A 16,319-nucleotide genomic window follows, 5' to 3' on the forward strand; every position below is an offset into this window, starting at 1 on the left:
TTTACCTACTTATAGCCCAGACTTTAATTTAGTTGAATTAGTATGGCATTCCTGCAAAGAGTTCATTGCCCATTGCTGATTTCCGTCTGGACAAGAACTTAAAGAACTCTTAAAGAGATTACTTAATAATGGCGAACTGTCGATTAAGTAGATGGCTATAATAAAAGATAAGAAAAGTGGATTCTGTTTCGGGTCAATTTGCCTAATGCCTGCTCCCATACGGATAGTTTTAACAGAAGAAGAAGACCGTACATTATTGGAACTACGAGTTGCCGCCAGCGTACCGTACCGGACAAGAGATCGCGCTCATATGCTGTGGTTGAATGCTCAAGGATGGACAGTGCCTGCAATTGCAGAAATTTTTGATTGTCATGAGCATACGGTAAGAGCGACGATTAGACGCTGGCAAGCAGATGGGTTAGGCGGCTTGTGGGAAGCCTCAGGACGGGGAGCAAAGCGCAAGTGGTCAGAAGCCGATATGCAACACCTGGAAAAGTGTCTAGAGCCTGAATTACGCACCTATAATAGTTTCCAGTTAGCGCTGAAGTTATCTCAAGAACGAAATGTAAAACTAAGTCCTGACCGTTTGCGACATATGCTGCAAAAAAGGGCTTGAAGTGGAAACGCACGCGGCACAGTCATCGAGCAAAACTTGATCCTGAGTACAACTGGCTCAAACAAGCCCAGTTAAATGCACTCGAACAGGTAGCACAGTTAGATGGTGTTGAACTGATGTATCTTGATGAGTCCGGTTGTTGCCTCTGGAGTCCAGTTAGCTACAGTTATAGTCGTGTGGGCGAACAAAAGCGAATCGAACAGACCAACCGACGTAACGGACGTATCAGCATTTTAGGTCTATGGCAACCAGATAAAAGTTTTAAGTATGCCTTAGCGTGTGGGAGTTTTAAAAGCGAAAGTTACATCAAATTCATCGATTGGATTGCAGAACTGGCTCTTGAAACTTTTAGAACCACCGGACGAATGACCGTAATCGTACAAGATAATGGTTCCTTGCATAAAAGCAACCTGACTCGTCAACAGTGGCAACGCTGGCAATCACAGGGTTTGTTTCTGTTTTTCCTGCCTCCATATTGCTCCGAAATGAACCGGATTGAAGACCAATGGCATCAACTCAAAACTCATGAAATTGCTGGACGTATGTTTGAGGATGAATATGATTTAGCCCTTGCCATCATGGATGGAATGGAAGCTCGGAGTGTTAAAGGTGGCTATACACTGGAACGTTTTAAGTTTAATTCCGCCTGACTACTTAACTGGAATAAAAGTATTCGTAATAAGGGAAACAAAGTTATGGCGAACTAAATGTCTGTTAGCTTAATTGTCGTCTTCTTAACCAGGTCCGGTCATCTTAATTGTCGTTACCCGGTCTATTTAATTGTCGTTCAATAGAGCAGATTGAGAAATGGTGGGATATGGTGATGAGTGCCTTTTTAATGGTCAGCCTATTTGCTGAGGCATTTAATGATTCATGTTCTTTAGCTCATCAACACTTTGTTCGACATCCCTGGTAGAACAATCAGAGCGGTTGGAAACCTTTGCTCAATAATTTGCGTTTAATTATCCAACCATTAATTTGTTTCAACTGGCTGAAGCGATGGTTAGAGGTGTTTCCTCTCACTCCATTGCAGTTTGGCTTTAAACGACTCATTAGTAAGATGAATTACTTTGTGTGTTCCATCGTGCATCAGCTCAACTTTCAAGTTAGATTTTCTTCTGCCTAAAGTGATAAAAGAGGGTTAAAATGCATCAGCGATGAGCAGGTACATTTACACCACATCGACGGAAATCATAACAACTGGAAATACAAAAACCTAGTTGCCATACATGAATTTTGTCACGATTATATCCACATGGGCAAAAGGGAACAACAACCTTAAGAATATCTGGAAGCCGGATGAAGCGAAAGCTTCACGTCCGTTTCTGTAGGAGAGGTGCGGGGTATAATAGCCCCCATCGACTCTAACCACTGCGCCCCGACGATCTAGCAAGAGTGCTGTGGGAGTATTTAGAAGCGAGGAAGGCTACAGGGGAAAGTCTTACCGCGTCAAGTCCTTTGTTCATCACGGTGGGCAATCGGTTTGGTGGGCAACGGTTATCCCGGCGCGGCATTCGTTTTGTTGTGGATTTCTATTTGGCTGCTTCTGAACTAAAGCATACAGAAGGCAGAACTTTATCTGCTCATAGTTTGAGACCTAAGTACAGGACAAAAGCTTGCGAATAGTGCAAAGAAAAGGGTTTCATGAGAATTACCACATTCTGATAATGAAACCCTATGAATCAGGTTACTCTACTTCGAGATGCCTTACGTCCTCATTTAGCTTGGCATGGTGCTTGATTAAGCTTCGTAGCCGCATTTCTCATTGCACTACTGCGGGTAAAAACAGTTAATTTCAGCGAACTGGCAACCGGATTCTGTGGCAAAGCTCAAACTGATTCTCATTACAAACGACTCCAAGGATTTTTCGGTAGTGCATCAGACTATTGTGGGATAGGTCGCGATATCATTCCAAGTCCACGATCGAGATGTTAATTCTGCACGCCAGTGCTGCGGTGGATTTGAAGCGACTATGCTGCCAAATCCAGTTGAAGTAGCTGACTACTAACCGAGTCGTCACTTTCGTCTGTTCCCACATCTTGCCAAACTTGTTCTGTCGTCGATGCCAGCGTCCGGTGTGTTGTCGAACAATGCCATTCGTGCGCACGAACATCGCTGTGTCTTGTCTTTGCCAATATAGTGCTGGATTTCAGGGGGTAAGACTCGCTCATAGCCGCCCCAATCATCGCACTTTGAATCGCTTGCAGTCAGTCTTTCCCTCAGTGCTAATGACGAGTTGTTCAATCAGTTTATCAGTGTGTTTGCCCACTCGTGCTGCGAGAATTAAACCACTTGATTCAGCAAGACTCAACCCAATCCAGCAATCTCCGGCTTCTCGTTCTTGGCTGCAACACTGTTTCTGTTTTTTGAGACAAATGACCAAAGTTCATCCGCACTCACTTCCTCAGTTTGAACGGCTTGAACTGAGCGCGTTATGCACCAGTTGTGCTTTCTGACTCGCAGCACGAACAATGCTCACCACCGTATTGTAGGCAAGTTCAGTGGTTCGACTAATCCCGCGCAAGCTACTGCCTTCGCTATGGGCTTGCAGCACTTGGCGAATTTGTTCAGGATTGACATAAAGCGCGATAATACAAGCTGTCAAAGCTTTCCGCAAAGGTTTGACCGCAAGCAGGACAAAGATAGCGTTGATGTCCGCTCTTGCATCTTGCCGTGTTTGTGTGCTTTGGGATGACTACACAGAGGGCATTGCATAAACAGGTTACAGATGAGAGATTCCTCTCTACTCTACCAACCCCACGTTTATTTGACGCACTATCAAACACTTTTCGGCATCTTCGCGCACTCGCGGGTTTTGTTTGGAAACCACTCATCTAACCGACTCTGAGCGCTTGAGTAAGCTTCTGGCACTGCTCTGTTTAGCCTTGTGTTGGGTCATCTTAACAGGTGAATGGTTACACCAACTCAAGCCACTTACTATTAAAAAGCATGGACGTAGAGCCAAGAGCATTTTTCGCTATGGGTTTGACCATTTACGAAACATTGTTCTCAATTTGGAGCAGAAAATGGATGATTTCTTGGATATTATACAATTTTTGTCCTGTACTTAGGTTTGAGACATACGGCAGGAATGCTAGGATTGCAGACGGGAGATTCTTTGCGACAGGTGCAAGATTTACTGGGTCATTCTGACACTAAAACTACTGCACTATATGCCCACGTAAGCGATCGCTAAGCTAATAATCCTGCTTTGGGGATAGGAGTGGAGGTCTGACAGTAGTCTCAAATCAATGATAGTTCGTAGTAGGAATGGACACGCGTCCCAGCTAACCTTAATATGGTTCTTCAATTGCTTAGAGGAAAAAAGATCCAATGCACTAAAAAAGACCCCCGTTGTCGCAAGGTGATAGGGGTTTGTTGAACTAAGCGCTCCTCTGACTCAGCTACAAAACCGTGCGAGAGGTAGGGTAGGCGGTCAACGAGTTACCAGTAATGGCACTTTTCCAATCGCCCCCCTCTAAACGACGCATGACCGTTTCCGTATCACGTCGCTTTCCAGTAATCGAGGGCGCGAAAGAGCTTTGCCGTCATAGCGCCCATAATGAATTTTGTGATGACATTCAAGGCAGACCACCAGCGTTTTGTGGCGACGTGCAGCCATCTTTCTCATCCGTTCTGGACGGTCTGATTTTCCCTTTTGCTCCAAGTCTGAAAGTTGCAGATGTGATAGACTTCAATTTTGTCCATTGATCCACAAAGTTTACATTCTTGGGCAAGGAGACGGTCAATCACTTCACTGCGTTTGCTCCAGATTTGACTACGACGAACGTCATCATCATTGACGCACTATCACATAATTTTGTGGTTATGTTGGTATCTATGCTACCCCTTGCGCTATCAGTAGTCCAGAACTAGTCAGTTTTCAAAAGAGGGTTTCACACTCTTTTGACCGCCGGAAATATACTGAAGTTATTCAAACGTACTAGGAAACAGAGCCAATTTTTCAGTAGAATTTCGGTTTGGCTACTATTAGAGATAGTAGTAAGTTGTTTTTGTAATTTTGTTATTTACATACTTTTTTTCTTAAAAACGGATTCATATCTAAAAACAATTACAACAACTTAATTTTTGCTCAATAGAGGCTACTAAATTTTGAATAGACTTTTGCCAAAATGGAATCAAAGCCTTAGCATAATGACGGTACTCGTTTTTTCCTGGGCTTACAATGTTGGAAACACAGCTACAATGGCTTCAACTTCGCAAACGACCGCAACTTCCGCCACATCACACGTAACGGCAACCTTAGCGGCATCCACTCCAATATCTAACTCAAAAGCCACGCTAAGTCCTCTTCCCATCCGTACATTAAAACCGACCACAACTCCATCTGTTTTAGCCAAAGCTTTGACACAGTTTGTCTTCACCATCGATCAACCTTACACTACAAGTGCAGGTGCATACAGAACTGACGGCACTCTAGTAAAAACTCTTTGGCGCAAAGTATCCTACCCGGCAGGAACCCATACTGCGACCTGGGACGGTACTGATGACAATGGTATTGCTATGCCTCCAGGTAAATACAAAATACGAGTTCTACACCATAATGTCAAATATTTGTGGGAAGGAGTCATCGGCAATACTTCAAAATCTTTTACAGGCCCAACTGTCCATCATGCCTTTTTACCAATACAAAGTTTGACTATTGATGGACCTAACATATTCTATGCAGTGGGTTATAACGAGAAGCAAAGCGGAGGACACCGATTTAATACAAACAATCCTCAATCTAAAACAACGGTACTTAAATCCGATCCTTTTACTTCTTTTAATCATGTTGCTACTGATGGGGTATATACCTATTGGGCTGCGGCAGCTGGTTGCTGTAACAGTAATACTAGTTTTGTTACTGCTACGAAAGTCAGTGACAATACGCCAGTAAGCTTTCCAACTGGGCAAGATATTTGTTTAAACCGTTTTTCAGAACAATATGGTGGAGGCTGTTATCCAGACCAGAGTTGGTCTGGTGTTATTGATGTTAGTTTTACAGTACCGGGTGCAACGGGCTTGGCTGTACAAAAAAACGGTAATATTCTTGCGGTCTCCCATAGTTCGCGCAATCAAGTGCTTCTTTTTGATAAACGTACAGGGGATCAAATTGGCTCAATCTCAGTTATTAGTCCGCAGAAGTTGGCTTTCGCTCCTAATGGGGCTCTCTGGGCGATCTCTGGCAAATCAGTGTTGCGCTATACTAACCTTTCATCTATTCCAAGTGTAGCCACTACCATCGCTGGTTTTTCAAACCCTCTAGATATTGCAGTGCATCCAGCGAATAACGATCTTATTCTTGTGGCTGATGGCGGTGAAAGCCAGCAGGTTAAAGCCTTTGATAGAAGTGGCAGCAAACTCTGGATGTACGGACAGGCAGGCGGTTATAATAATGGGGAACCCAGTGTTACTACCGAAAAGCTGTGGTTTGGACGTGGAGATGAAAAATCAAGTATTGCTGTTCAATCGGATGGTTCTTTCTGGATCAATGATTATCAAAATAACCGTGTACTCCATATTTCTGCATCCCGGACTTATTTAGAGCAGATTGCATATCAACCACATAGTTACCTCGCTACGGTTGATTTAAATAATGCCAACCGGGTGTTCAGTAATTTTCTTGAATTCAAAATTGATTACTCCAGATATTTAAAAGCTGGTTCTACTAGATCGTGGGTGTTGGTTAAAAACTGGGCTGCTGGGTTACCCAATCCCCAATATCCCAGTAGCTCTTTTGACGGATTACGTACAGTTGTTACTCTCTCTAACGGGCGCACCTACGGACTTATAAGTGCCGATGACAGCTCAATTGCTGTAGTTGAATTACCGAAAACAGGATATTTGCGACGTACCGGGATTAAACTTACAGGCGACAAAGTACTGTATAAAAATGGAGAATTAAGTTCTGCCTCATCTCCTTCAGAGGGTGTACAGATAGTCAAGAAGTTGCCGCTAAAGGGCTTCGATAGCTTAGGTAATCCACAATGGGGAGCAGAGACTATTCTTGCATCCTTACCTGCTAAAGTTGGCGATCCTTATTATCGTGGCGCTTTTAGCGGGATGAGTGGCCCTCGGTTTCCAGTTACTTCTTCTGGTGTAGCAATCAGTTTAGATCAGTCAGTCCGGGGTAATACGGGTTTTCATCTCGGCGGTATTAAGGAGGGTAGCGATCGTTGGTTGTGGAAAGCCAGCCCTACCGGCCCGCTTGACGGTCTTGGAACATTTCAGACTCAGGAAATCGATAATACAATCAACTATGGCGGCAACCAAGTTTGGGTAGATGGACGTAATGTCGTGTACGGCTTCCATGGCGAATTTTTTACCGATCAGCTTAATGGGGGTGTTGGTCAAGCCAACCAATTTATGCATTTTCATGACGACGGGCTTTTTGTAGGGCAGTTTGGCGTGCCAAGTACTCGTGCAACGGAGGAGGCACAGGCTGGACTAGGAGGTAACTCGTTCAGCTTTACACTCGTGCGGGCAAGAAAGAATCTTTATCTGTACCATAATGACGAATCTAGCCATGGAGGAGTTCATCGCTGGCAGATTCAAGGAGCTGATAGTATTCAGGAAATGAGTGGCACAGGAATGCTAGGAGAGAAAATAAATTTGTATCGCGGGTCAAGTTAAGTTGAGTGGTAACATCTTCAAAGTGGCTGGGTAAGTAGCTCCGACTCTTTAAAATCTTGATTTTTTGCACTTAGCTTGCCTTCAAGCAGAATAGGCTTAAAATCAAGATGCGCGATCGCATTCAAGATTGATAATGAAATTGTTAGCTTTACAGTGCATACAATTGTTTTCAGCGTACTTCTTGCACATTTCTAACTCCTGTAAAACTTTTTTATGATTTTATTTTAAATTTCTTGCTTGTACGATGTCATACTATAAGACATATATTTTTTAAAATACTCAAAACAAATGCTCTTACCAGCCTTGACCAAAATTAGTTATATAAGTTTTTATTAGTGCCTCCTTTTGGTTAATTCCTTAATAAAAGATATTCAGCAAACTACTAATAAAAAATGAAGATTGCTTTTATTACTAGCTCTTTGGAACTAGGCAAAGATGGAGTTGGGGATTACACGCGGTTGTTAGCAGAAGCATGTGTGAGACAAGGCCATGAATGTTATCTTGTTTCAATCAATGAGCGACTTTTGACCCAAATTTCTAAATCAAAAATAGCAGTAGATTTTGTAGAGATGTCACTGCTACGCTTGCCTACAAATATGCCTTGGAAACAGCGAATTGCTCATGCCGAAAAGTTATTAGCTCTATTCCAACCAGATTGGATAAGTTTACAATTTGTTCCTTATGGTTATCAAGATAAAGGTATTATTATTAAGCTTAGACAACGACTGCAACCATTGTTAAAGGAACGGCGGTTGCACATAATGTTTCATGAGTTATGGATTGGTCAGAACACATCAGCAAAACTAAGAGAGCGACTAGTCGGTACAGTTCAAAAGTTTTTCATCTTGCAGTTAATAAAGCAGCTAAAGCCACTTGTAGTTCACACAAGCAACTCAACATACATAGCTTTATTGAAGCGAAACGGTGTCTCAGCTAGCCGCTTACCTTTATTTGGCAGCATTTCCATAACTAATCAGAACGCAGAAAGGTGGCTGTTTTCAGAATTGCAAGAGCTAGGATTAAATATTAAAACAGAGCCTCGAAACCATTTTTGGCTATTTGGATTTTTTGGCTCTTTACATCCAGTTTGGCCCGCAGAACCTCTTTTTAGCTGTTTGTATGGAGCAGCTATTAAGAATAATCGTCAAGTTGCTATAATCTCAATTGGTCGTTTAGGTCCTGGTGAAGAGTTGTGGCAAAGCCTATCTAAAAATTACTCTTCTCAATTTGTCTTCTTACGGTTAGGAGAGCGATCGCCACTTGAAATCTCAGAGTTTTTTAACTCTATTGACTTTGGAATTGCTACATCTCCTTACGCGCTAATTGGAAAAAGTGCCACTGTAGCTGCGATGCTAGAACACAAATTACCAGTTATCGTCAATCGGGATGATTTTAAACTGGCATCATGCACAGCATCATTTCAGGAACCTCAATCCTTACTGTATAAAATAGATCAAATAGATGATTATCTAGCAAACAAACTTAACGGCAGTATACGTCGGAAGCTTCCACAATCTGGGCTGCCAGATGTAACGACTCAGTTTATAAAAGATATTACTCTAGCATCTATTTTTTACAGTAAAAGCTCCTGAGAGAGTTAAGCCAAAAACATTTCTGAAGAACTGTTTTGAACCAGTCTCATCACTTGTAAATCAAATTAAAATTTTGGAGATATTTAATGATACAGATTTTTAAAAACTATAAACACAATACAAGACATATTTATGAAGAGCCACCTATTGAGATATACAATAAAGATTATTACGAAAATAAATGTGGTGGATTCGAAACTTTCTGTCACTCCAATGGTGAAGACTTAGATGCTGTGAGACAGTATGTTTTATCTCTGTGTCCCTTACAACATGATTATTCAGCTCTAGATATTGGCTGTGGAAGAGGAGAAATAGTTCTTTCTCTTGCACGTACAGGACTTCCTTATGTCTTAGGTATTGATTTATCTGATGATTCCATTAACATATCGAGAAAGGTCTGTGCTCAACAAATTGAAAATGGTCAAATAGTAATCCAGAAAATGAGCGCTACGCAGTTAGAACTTGATGATAAAGTCTTTGATGTTATTTATATGACGGATATTGTTGAACATCTCTCTGATGCCAATCTTAAGAGTGCCATCTCTGAAGCGCATCGAGTTTTAAAACCTGGTGGTAGTTTAGTGATTCATACTTTACCTACAGTCAATTACAAACTCTACGGTCAATATATTACAAAATATTATTTCGGCTTGAAGGGTGTAGAATGGTGGACTCCGACGAGCAAAGAGGAAGCAGCATTGTGTGGGCATGTCAATATTCAATCCAAATCCTCGCTTGAGTTCTATCTTTATGAGTCCTTTGAAGCTAAAAGTGTAAAGGTATTCTATGACGTAGTTAATTCAGGTAGCGCTTTGAAAAGGCTAATTAATCTGCTCGGGCTATGGAAAATAATGAGTCCTCATCTTTGGGCTGTTGCAACTAAATAGCTATGTTTAATGTACCAAACATGGTTTCAACATGAACATCCTAATTTCGTCTCATTCTTTTTATCCGAATGTAGGAGGTATTGAAGTAGTTTCATCTACACTGGCTCACGAGTTTGTGAATCAGGGACACAAAGTTAAGATAATTACTCAAACTGTAGCAACTGCTCCAGAAAGCTTTCCTTTTGAGGTTATTCGTCAACCCAAAAAATATCAACTTTTTAAGCTAGTAAGCTGGTGTAACGTTTTTTTTCATAACAATATTAGTTTACAGACACTCTGGCCGTTATTATTGCTTCATAAACCCTGGGTTGTTGCTCATCATACCTGGATTGCGCGTACAGATGGCAGCTTGGGTTGGCAAGATTATGTAAAGTATTTTTTAATCAGGTTTGCAACATCTATCTCAATTAGTCAAGTCATAGCCGATCGCTTATCAACGCCATCTGCGATCATTGGTAATCCCTATGATGACGATCTCTTTTACGGGATGCCTGAAATACCTCGGAAAAAAGAGCTTGTTTTTCTAGGTCGCTTAGTTTCTGATAAAGGAGTAGGCTTATTAATTACAGCCTTAGGGCAACTGAAAAAAAATTACAATTTAACTCCTGATTTAACAATTATTGGTACAGGTACAGAGGAAAAACCTTTGCATGACTTGACTAAAGATTTGGATGTATCTAATCAAGTTGACTTTATTGGTACTAGGATTGGACCAGAGCTAGTACAATTACTCAATGCTCATCAAGTTATGGTAGTTCCATCTCTTTGGTTGGAACCTTTTGGCATTGTGGCTCTAGAAGGTATTGCTTGTGGTTGTGTTATTGTAGGCTCAGAAGGAGGAGGACTTAAAGAGGCGATTGGTGCTTGTGGAGTAACTTTCCCTAATGGAGATATACAAACCTTAACTCAAAAATTAGCTGACTTATTATTAAATCCAAATTACCTAGCAACTTATAGAGCTAGAGCAAATTCCCATTTATCACACTATAAAAAAACTGCTGTAGCTAAGGCGTACCTGCAAGTATTTGAGGATGCAATCAAGTGATACTTTTAAGTCATCCTACTGGAAATGCTAATGTTAGAGCTTTACTAACTGGCTTGGAACAAACAAATCAGTTAAGTTTATTTAAAACTACTGTAGTAATGCAGGAAGTTGACTGGTATGTTAACTTGTTACCTCAAGCAGTTAAACAAGAATTTCTCAGACGCAACTATAGTTTACCTAGATCAAAGGTATCAACTCATCCGTTAAAAGAGTTAGTTAGATTAGCCGCATCTAAATTAGGTATTAACTTTCTAACTGTACACGAAACAGGATGGGCATCGGTTGACTCAGTTTGCAAAGATCTCGATCGCCGTGTAGCAAAACAGCTTACTAAAACTTCCCAAGCTCAAGCCATATCTGCTGTTTATTGTTATGAAGATATTGCACTTCATACTTTTAGCGCTGCGAAACAACTGAATCTGAAATGTTTCTACGACCTCCCAATTGGATATTGGCGGATGGGGCAAACTATTCAGAGAGAAGAATCAGAACTAAATCCAGAATGGGCTTCCACACTAACAGGCAATTTTGATAGTCAAGAGAAATTGGCACGTAAGGACAAGGAATTGCAGTTAGCAGATGTTATTTTTGTTGCAAGTAGTTTTACTCAAAAAACATTACAACTGGCTCCTAAGCTATATGCGCCTGTTAAAATGATTACCTATGGTGCGCCTCCGGTTACAGGCTTGCGATGTCAAGAAGAGTCTCAAAAAAAACTGCGCGTGTTATTTGTAGGTAGCCTTGGGCAGCGCAAAGGTATTTCTTATCTATTAGATGCTATCGACCAATTAGGTAAGCAGGTTGAGTTAACTTTAATAGGTAGACCGACAAATTTATGTAGTCCTCTAGAGCAAGCATTAAAAACTCATCGTTGGATTGCTTCATTGCCACATCAGCAAGTTTTGGAAGAAATGAGTCGTCACGATGTGCTAGTTTTTCCCTCATTATTTGAAGGCTTTGGGCTAGTTATTTTAGAAGCGATGTCTCAAGGTCTTCCGGTAATTACCACCCCCCATACCGCAGGTCCAGATATAATTTCTGATGGTGAGGATGGCTTCATTGTACCAATTCGCTCATCAGAGGCGATCGCCCAAAAGCTAGAGTTACTCGTAAGCGATCGAAACTTGTTACTAGAAATGAGCCGGGCTGCACAACTTAAGGCAGTTCAGTTTTCCTGGGAAAGCTACGGACGCAATGTGAGCAATATTATTAAAACCTATACTGAACAACCTCAAGGATGAATACTACTAATCAAAGCTTTCATGCTTCACCTAGAAAATCTAGCGTAACTATCAAAAATATTCAATACTTGCTGTGGCTCTACTTTTGGTTGCTAATATTTGAAGGAGCTTTGAGGAAATGGATAGTTCCCCAACTTGCTACACCTTTACTGATTATTCGAGATCCTATAGTTATTGGAGCTTATTTTCTTGCTATCAAAGAAGGTATATTCCCACAAAATATATTCATTAAAACAATTATTTACGTAGCTTTTACTTGCTTTTTGGGTGGGTTAGCTACAGTTATCATTTCTGATGGTAGCCTGACAGTAACTTTTTTTGGGCTAAGAACCAACTTTTTACATTTACCTTTAATTTTTCTGATTCCCAAAGTTTTTACCTTAGAAGATATCGAGGAGTTAGGCAGGTGGGTACTATTGCTGGCTATTCCCATGGCGCTCTTGATGGTTTATCAGTTTAGCTCCCCGCCTGATGCCTTCATCAATAGAATTGCTGGTACAGGTGAAGGTCAACAAATTGGTTCCGCACTGGGTAAAATTCGCCCGCCTGGCACTTTTTCTTTTATCACGGGTGCTGCTCAATATTTTTCTCTAGTTGCTTCCTTTGTTATATATGGATTAGTCCAAAGCAAAATTTATGCTAACTGGCTTCTAGCTATGGGTGGGTTTGCCTTAGTTTCGGCTCTTGCTGTTTCTGGTAGCCGTATAGCCATTGGCTCCGTTGCTGTAGTTGTGATATCTTTAGTAGCGGGTTTGCTAATTAAACCACAGTTAGCCGTAAAGTCTTATCGGTTACTTGTACTTATAGGTGTAGTTAGTTATGGGATAAGGTTTATCCCATTTTTTGGTGAAGGTGTAGAGGTTCTTAACACTAGAGTTGAAGCTGCTAATGCTGTGGAAAGTGAAGGTATATTCAGTCGATTTTTTAACGGTTTTTTTGAAGCTTTCACTAATACCGAGCAAATTCCTTTCCTTGGCTATGGACTCGGCATGGGGACGAATGCAGGTGCGGCCATATTAACAGGAAATGCTAATAAGTTTCTACTTGCCGAGGGCGAGTGGCCACGGATAGTCTTAGAAAGTGGTTTATTTCTAGGTCTAATTTATATTTTGCTCAGAGTAGCGATTGTAGGGTTAATAGGTAAGGCTTGTATTGATAGTGCATCTAGGAGCAATATTCTGCCTTTATTACTTTTCGGAACCTGTGCAATCAATATTTTAAACGGACAGTTTGGACAGCCGACTACCCTTGGCTTTGCGGTTTTTGGAGGTGGATTATGTTTAGCAGCTTGCCAAAATGATGCTCAAGGACTTCGATTACAATGAAAGTCTTACTAATTGGTAATTATGAGCCGGATAGCCAAGAAAGCATGCAGCGATTTGCGAATATGCTTCAAACTGGCTTAATAAAGATGGGGCATGAAGTGCGTCTCATTCGACCGCAGCCCTTTTTTAGCACATCTCAACGGTCTAGCAACGGATTACAAAAGTGGTTAGGTTATGTTGATAAGTTTATCCTCTTTCCCTATCAATTACGGCAAGTAATATCTTGGGCAGATGTCGTTCACATCTGCGATCACTCTAATGCAATGTACATTAAGCACTTACAAGACGTGCCTCATTTGGTAACTTGTCACGATTTATTAGCTGTGCGAGGAGCTTTAGGAGAAGACACAGACTGTCCCGCATCTCCAACAGGCAAAATTTTACAGCATTGGATTCTTAATAGTTTAAAACAAGCTCCAATAGTAGCGTGTGTTTCTACATCCACAAAACAGGATCTTGAAAAACTTCTCAAACCTAGTTCTACCAAAAACTTTAGACTTGTATTAAATGGGATAAACCATAGCTATAAGGCACTTCCGCCGGATCGCTCTGCTGCTAAACTGGAGAGCGTAGCTGAATTTGATGCGTCAAAGCCTTTTATTTTGCATGTTGGCTCAAGTCTAAAGCGCAAAAACCGAGATGGAATAATCCGTATTATTAACAGAGTTAGGGATGAGTGGGATGGACAAATGGTTTTTGCAGGAACTCCCTTGACTGCGGATTTGGTTCAACTGATTAAACAACTAAATCTGCAGGAGCGCATTGTTCAAATTATCGAACCTGACAATACTTTACTTGAGGCTTTCTATAGCAAAGCCTTTGCATTCCTCTTTCCTTCAAGGTTTGAGGGATTCGGTTGGCCAGTTGTTGAAGCTCAAGCTTGTGGTTGCCCTGTACTTTGTAGCGATCGCACTTCTCTTCCAGAAGTAGTGGGGGAATCTGCTTTAATCAGATCGGTAGATGATGAAGCGGGATTTGCAGCAGATATTTTACGGTTAACAGATCCGTTAGAACGCGAGACATGGATTAAAAAAGGTCTAAAAAATGTTAAACGTTTTACCCCTGAAATCATGCTCTCTGAATATATTAAACTCTACAATGAACTACTTATTGGTAAATGAAAAAGCTTTTAATGTTATGCAGTTTGTTTTTACCTTGGTTTCTAAGACGTTTAATCCTAAAGTTGTTTTTCGGTTATCAGATCGATCCAACTAGTAGAATTGGTTTTGCTTGGGTATTTCCAAAGAAATTAATTATGGATGCTCACACAAATATCGGGAATTTGACTGTATGTAAAAATATTGATCTGCTTCATCTCCAACAGTATGCTTCAATCGGCAGAGGTAATTGGATTACAGGCTTTCCTGCTCAACCTTCAGAGCATTTTAGCCATCAAAAAGAGCGAGTTCCTCAATTAATTTTAGGCGAACACTCCGCTATAACCAATCGTCATTTAATTGATTGTACGGCTTCAGTAACCATAGGTAAATTTTCAACTTTTGCTGGATTTCAATCACAAATTTTGTCCCACAGCATAGATCTAGAATTGTGCAGACAATCATCGGCTCCAATAGCAATTGGTGACTATTGTTTTATTGGTACAAACTGCGTACTTTTGGGAGATAGTTCGTTACCAAATTATTCCGTACTTGGGGCAAAATCTCTTTTAAATAAGAAGTATACTGATACTCACTATCTTTATGCAGGTATACCTGCCTTACCTGTCAAAAAATTATCTCCAGAGCTTTTATACTTTTCTCGTCTTACAGGCTTTGTAAATTAGGGCTTGCCTAAACATGAAAATTCTTCATCTTATCTCATCAGTTAATCCCAGTGCTGGCGGGACAACGGAGGGGATTAGACAATTAGGACAGGTACATCTGAATCAGGGGCATATTGTTGAAGTCGCTTGTCTAGATGCGCCAGATGCACCTTGGTTAGAAACTTTTCCATTAAAGACCTATGCTTTAGGGCCAGGTATATCTGGCTATAAATACTCAAAGTATTTTAGTCCTTGGCTGCACCAGAACGCAGCTAACTATGATGTTTTGATTGCCAATGGTATATGGCAATACTCTAGTTTTGGTATTTGGCTAGCTTTACATTCTCTCCGCAAGCAGGGTTCTTATACTCCTCCTTATTTTGTTTTCACGCATGGAATGCTCGATCCCTGGTTCAAGCGTACTTATCCGCTTAAACATCTAAAAAAATGGCTTTACTGGCCTTGGGCAGAATATAGAGTATTACGAGATGCCCAAGCTGTGCTTTTCACCTGCGAGGAAGAACGGATTTTAGCTCGTCAGTCATTTTGGTTATATAAGTGTAATGAAATTGTTGTAAATTACGGTACGGCTGCACCTCTGGGAGACCCAGTAAGGCAACGTCAAATTTTTTTAGACCATTTTCCAGAACTGAGAGATAAACGCTTGTTTTTGTTTCTCAGCCGGATTCATGAAAAAAAAGGTTGCGATTTGCTGATTGAAGCCTTTGCAAAAGTAATCGGCTCTAACAATGCTTTACGCTTAGTAATGGCTGGCCCCAATCAAACGGGTTGGCAACCACAATTGCAAGAGCAAGCAGAAAAACTAGGTATTGCTGAACAGATTACTTGGACAGGGATGTTATCAGGGGATCTGAAGTGGGGGGCGTTTCAGGCTGCTGAAGTCATGGTGCTACCATCCCACCAAGAAAATTTTGGCATTGTCGTTGCAGAAGCAATGGCTTGTGGAGTTCCAGTATTAATTTCTAACAAAGTCAACATTTGGCGTGAAGTAGCCGAAGATGGCGCAGGTATAGTAGCAAATGACGATTTAAACGGTACTACTCAGTTGCTACAAAAGTGGTTAGCAATGCCACAAGCTGAGAAGCAAATTATGCAGCAAAAGGCTAAAGAATGCTTCATAAAACGTTTTGAAATCCACAAGACAGCAAAAAGTTTGCTTGATATAATTTACTTATATAAACATTAAGGAAACAA

General features: G+C 41.0%; 11 protein-coding genes and 6 pseudogenes. 14 read left to right on the plus strand and 3 right to left on the minus strand.

What is annotated here, in order from left to right; all coding sequences use genetic code 11:
- From C7B70_RS27890 to C7B70_RS27895, 3 pseudogenes are all read left to right on the plus strand, one after another.
- Positions 1 to 151: pseudogene (locus tag C7B70_RS27890) on the plus strand (IS630 family transposase); the annotation flags it as partial.
- 54 nt (positions 152 to 205) lie between these two features.
- Positions 206 to 1,266: pseudogene (locus C7B70_RS18280) on the plus strand (IS630 family transposase).
- 125 nt (positions 1,267 to 1,391) lie between these two features.
- Positions 1,392 to 1,742: pseudogene (locus C7B70_RS27895) on the plus strand (IS701 family transposase); the annotation flags it as partial.
- 238 nt (positions 1,743 to 1,980) lie between these two features.
- Here the strand turns inward: C7B70_RS27895 and C7B70_RS26475 are convergent.
- On the minus strand, positions 1,981 to 2,130 hold the full coding sequence (locus tag C7B70_RS26475) for a hypothetical protein (protein WP_158260527.1): 150 nt from the start codon (positions 2,128 to 2,130) through the stop codon (positions 1,981 to 1,983).
- Between the two features lie 364 nt (positions 2,131 to 2,494).
- Positions 2,495 to 3,331: pseudogene (locus tag C7B70_RS18285) on the minus strand (IS1 family transposase).
- 64 nt (positions 3,332 to 3,395) lie between these two features.
- Here C7B70_RS18285 and C7B70_RS27910 point away from each other — a divergent pair.
- Positions 3,396 to 3,687 (plus strand): annotated as a pseudogene (locus tag C7B70_RS27910) (IS4 family transposase); the annotation flags it as partial.
- A 2-nt stretch (positions 3,688 to 3,689) separates the two neighbouring features.
- Positions 3,690 to 3,812 (plus strand): annotated as a pseudogene (locus C7B70_RS18290) (tyrosine-type recombinase/integrase); the annotation flags it as partial.
- Positions 3,813 to 4,094: 282 nt separating this feature from the next.
- On the opposite strand, the gene C7B70_RS28860 reads toward C7B70_RS18290, so the two are convergent.
- Positions 4,095 to 4,247 (minus strand): hypothetical protein, encoded by a 153-nt coding sequence (locus tag C7B70_RS28860; protein WP_369831907.1) that lies wholly within the window; start codon positions 4,245 to 4,247, stop codon positions 4,095 to 4,097.
- Between the two features lie 575 nt (positions 4,248 to 4,822).
- On the opposite strand from C7B70_RS28860, the gene C7B70_RS18295 reads away from it, so the two are divergent.
- The 9 genes from C7B70_RS18295 to C7B70_RS18335 all read left to right on the plus strand — a co-directional run bounded on the left by C7B70_RS18295 (position 4,823) and on the right by C7B70_RS18335 (position 16,311).
- A complete protein-coding gene (locus tag C7B70_RS18295; protein WP_158260529.1) occupies positions 4,823 to 7,252 on the plus strand; it encodes a FlgD immunoglobulin-like domain containing protein in 2,430 nt (809 codons plus the stop codon).
- 419 nt (positions 7,253 to 7,671) lie between these two features.
- The gene (locus tag C7B70_RS18300) at positions 7,672 to 8,844 is read left to right on the plus strand and encodes a hypothetical protein (protein WP_146134094.1); all 1,173 of its coding nucleotides are present in this window, start codon (positions 7,672 to 7,674) and stop codon (positions 8,842 to 8,844) included.
- 86 nt (positions 8,845 to 8,930) lie between these two features.
- Positions 8,931 to 9,731 (plus strand): class I SAM-dependent methyltransferase, encoded by an 801-nt coding sequence (locus tag C7B70_RS18305; protein ID WP_106370438.1) that lies wholly within the window; start codon positions 8,931 to 8,933, stop codon positions 9,729 to 9,731.
- A 31-nt stretch (positions 9,732 to 9,762) separates the two neighbouring features.
- Positions 9,763 to 10,776 carry a glycosyltransferase family 4 protein gene (locus C7B70_RS18310; RefSeq protein ID WP_106370439.1) on the plus strand — a complete coding sequence of 338 codons (1,014 nt, stop codon included), beginning with the start codon at positions 9,763 to 9,765 and terminating at the stop codon, positions 10,774 to 10,776.
- A complete protein-coding gene (locus tag C7B70_RS18315; RefSeq protein WP_106370441.1) occupies positions 10,773 to 12,017 on the plus strand; it encodes a glycosyltransferase family 4 protein in 1,245 nt (414 codons plus the stop codon). The genes C7B70_RS18310 and C7B70_RS18315 overlap by 4 nt, the downstream gene beginning before the upstream one ends.
- Positions 12,014 to 13,342 (plus strand): hypothetical protein, encoded by a 1,329-nt coding sequence (locus tag C7B70_RS18320; RefSeq protein ID WP_106370442.1) that lies wholly within the window; start codon positions 12,014 to 12,016, stop codon positions 13,340 to 13,342. The genes C7B70_RS18315 and C7B70_RS18320 overlap by 4 nt, the downstream gene beginning before the upstream one ends.
- Positions 13,339 to 14,463 carry a glycosyltransferase family 1 protein gene (locus tag C7B70_RS18325; RefSeq protein ID WP_106370443.1) on the plus strand — a complete coding sequence of 375 codons (1,125 nt, stop codon included), beginning with the start codon at positions 13,339 to 13,341 and terminating at the stop codon, positions 14,461 to 14,463. The genes C7B70_RS18320 and C7B70_RS18325 overlap by 4 nt, the downstream gene beginning before the upstream one ends.
- Positions 14,460 to 15,125: a hypothetical protein gene (locus tag C7B70_RS18330; RefSeq protein ID WP_106370444.1), complete on the plus strand. Its 666-nt coding sequence runs from the start codon at positions 14,460 to 14,462 to the stop codon at positions 15,123 to 15,125. Before C7B70_RS18325 ends, C7B70_RS18330 begins: the two co-directional genes overlap by 4 nt.
- Positions 15,126 to 15,138: 13 nt before the next feature.
- Positions 15,139 to 16,311: a glycosyltransferase gene (locus C7B70_RS18335; protein ID WP_106370445.1), complete on the plus strand. Its 1,173-nt coding sequence runs from the start codon at positions 15,139 to 15,141 to the stop codon at positions 16,309 to 16,311.
- Positions 16,312 to 16,319: the final 8 nt, after the last annotated feature.

The organism is Chlorogloea sp. CCALA 695, from assembly GCF_003003885.1.
In the GTDB taxonomy this organism is placed as follows: domain Bacteria; phylum Cyanobacteriota; class Cyanobacteriia; order Cyanobacteriales; family Chroococcidiopsidaceae; genus Aliterella.

What these genes read in the sequence shown, in the direction of transcription:
- C7B70_RS26475 (WP_158260527.1), bottom strand. Translation starts at nt 2,130, where the DNA reads ATGCCGCGCCGGGATAACCGTTGCCCACCAAACCGATTGCCCACCGTG.
- C7B70_RS28860 (WP_369831907.1), bottom strand. Translation starts at nt 4,247, where the DNA reads ATGAGAAAGATGGCTGCACGTCGCCACAAAACGCTGGTGGTCTGCCTT.
- C7B70_RS18295 (WP_158260529.1), top strand. Translation starts at nt 4,823, where the DNA reads ATGGCTTCAACTTCGCAAACGACCGCAACTTCCGCCACATCACACGTA.
- C7B70_RS18305 (WP_106370438.1), top strand. Translation starts at nt 8,931, where the DNA reads ATGATACAGATTTTTAAAAACTATAAACACAATACAAGACATATTTAT.
- C7B70_RS18310 (WP_106370439.1), top strand. Translation starts at nt 9,763, where the DNA reads ATGAACATCCTAATTTCGTCTCATTCTTTTTATCCGAATGTAGGAGGT.
- C7B70_RS18320 (WP_106370442.1), top strand. Translation starts at nt 12,014, where the DNA reads ATGAATACTACTAATCAAAGCTTTCATGCTTCACCTAGAAAATCTAGC.
- C7B70_RS18325 (WP_106370443.1), top strand. Translation starts at nt 13,339, where the DNA reads ATGAAAGTCTTACTAATTGGTAATTATGAGCCGGATAGCCAAGAAAGC.
- C7B70_RS18330 (WP_106370444.1), top strand. Translation starts at nt 14,460, where the DNA reads ATGAAAAAGCTTTTAATGTTATGCAGTTTGTTTTTACCTTGGTTTCTA.
- C7B70_RS18335 (WP_106370445.1), top strand. Translation starts at nt 15,139, where the DNA reads ATGAAAATTCTTCATCTTATCTCATCAGTTAATCCCAGTGCTGGCGGG.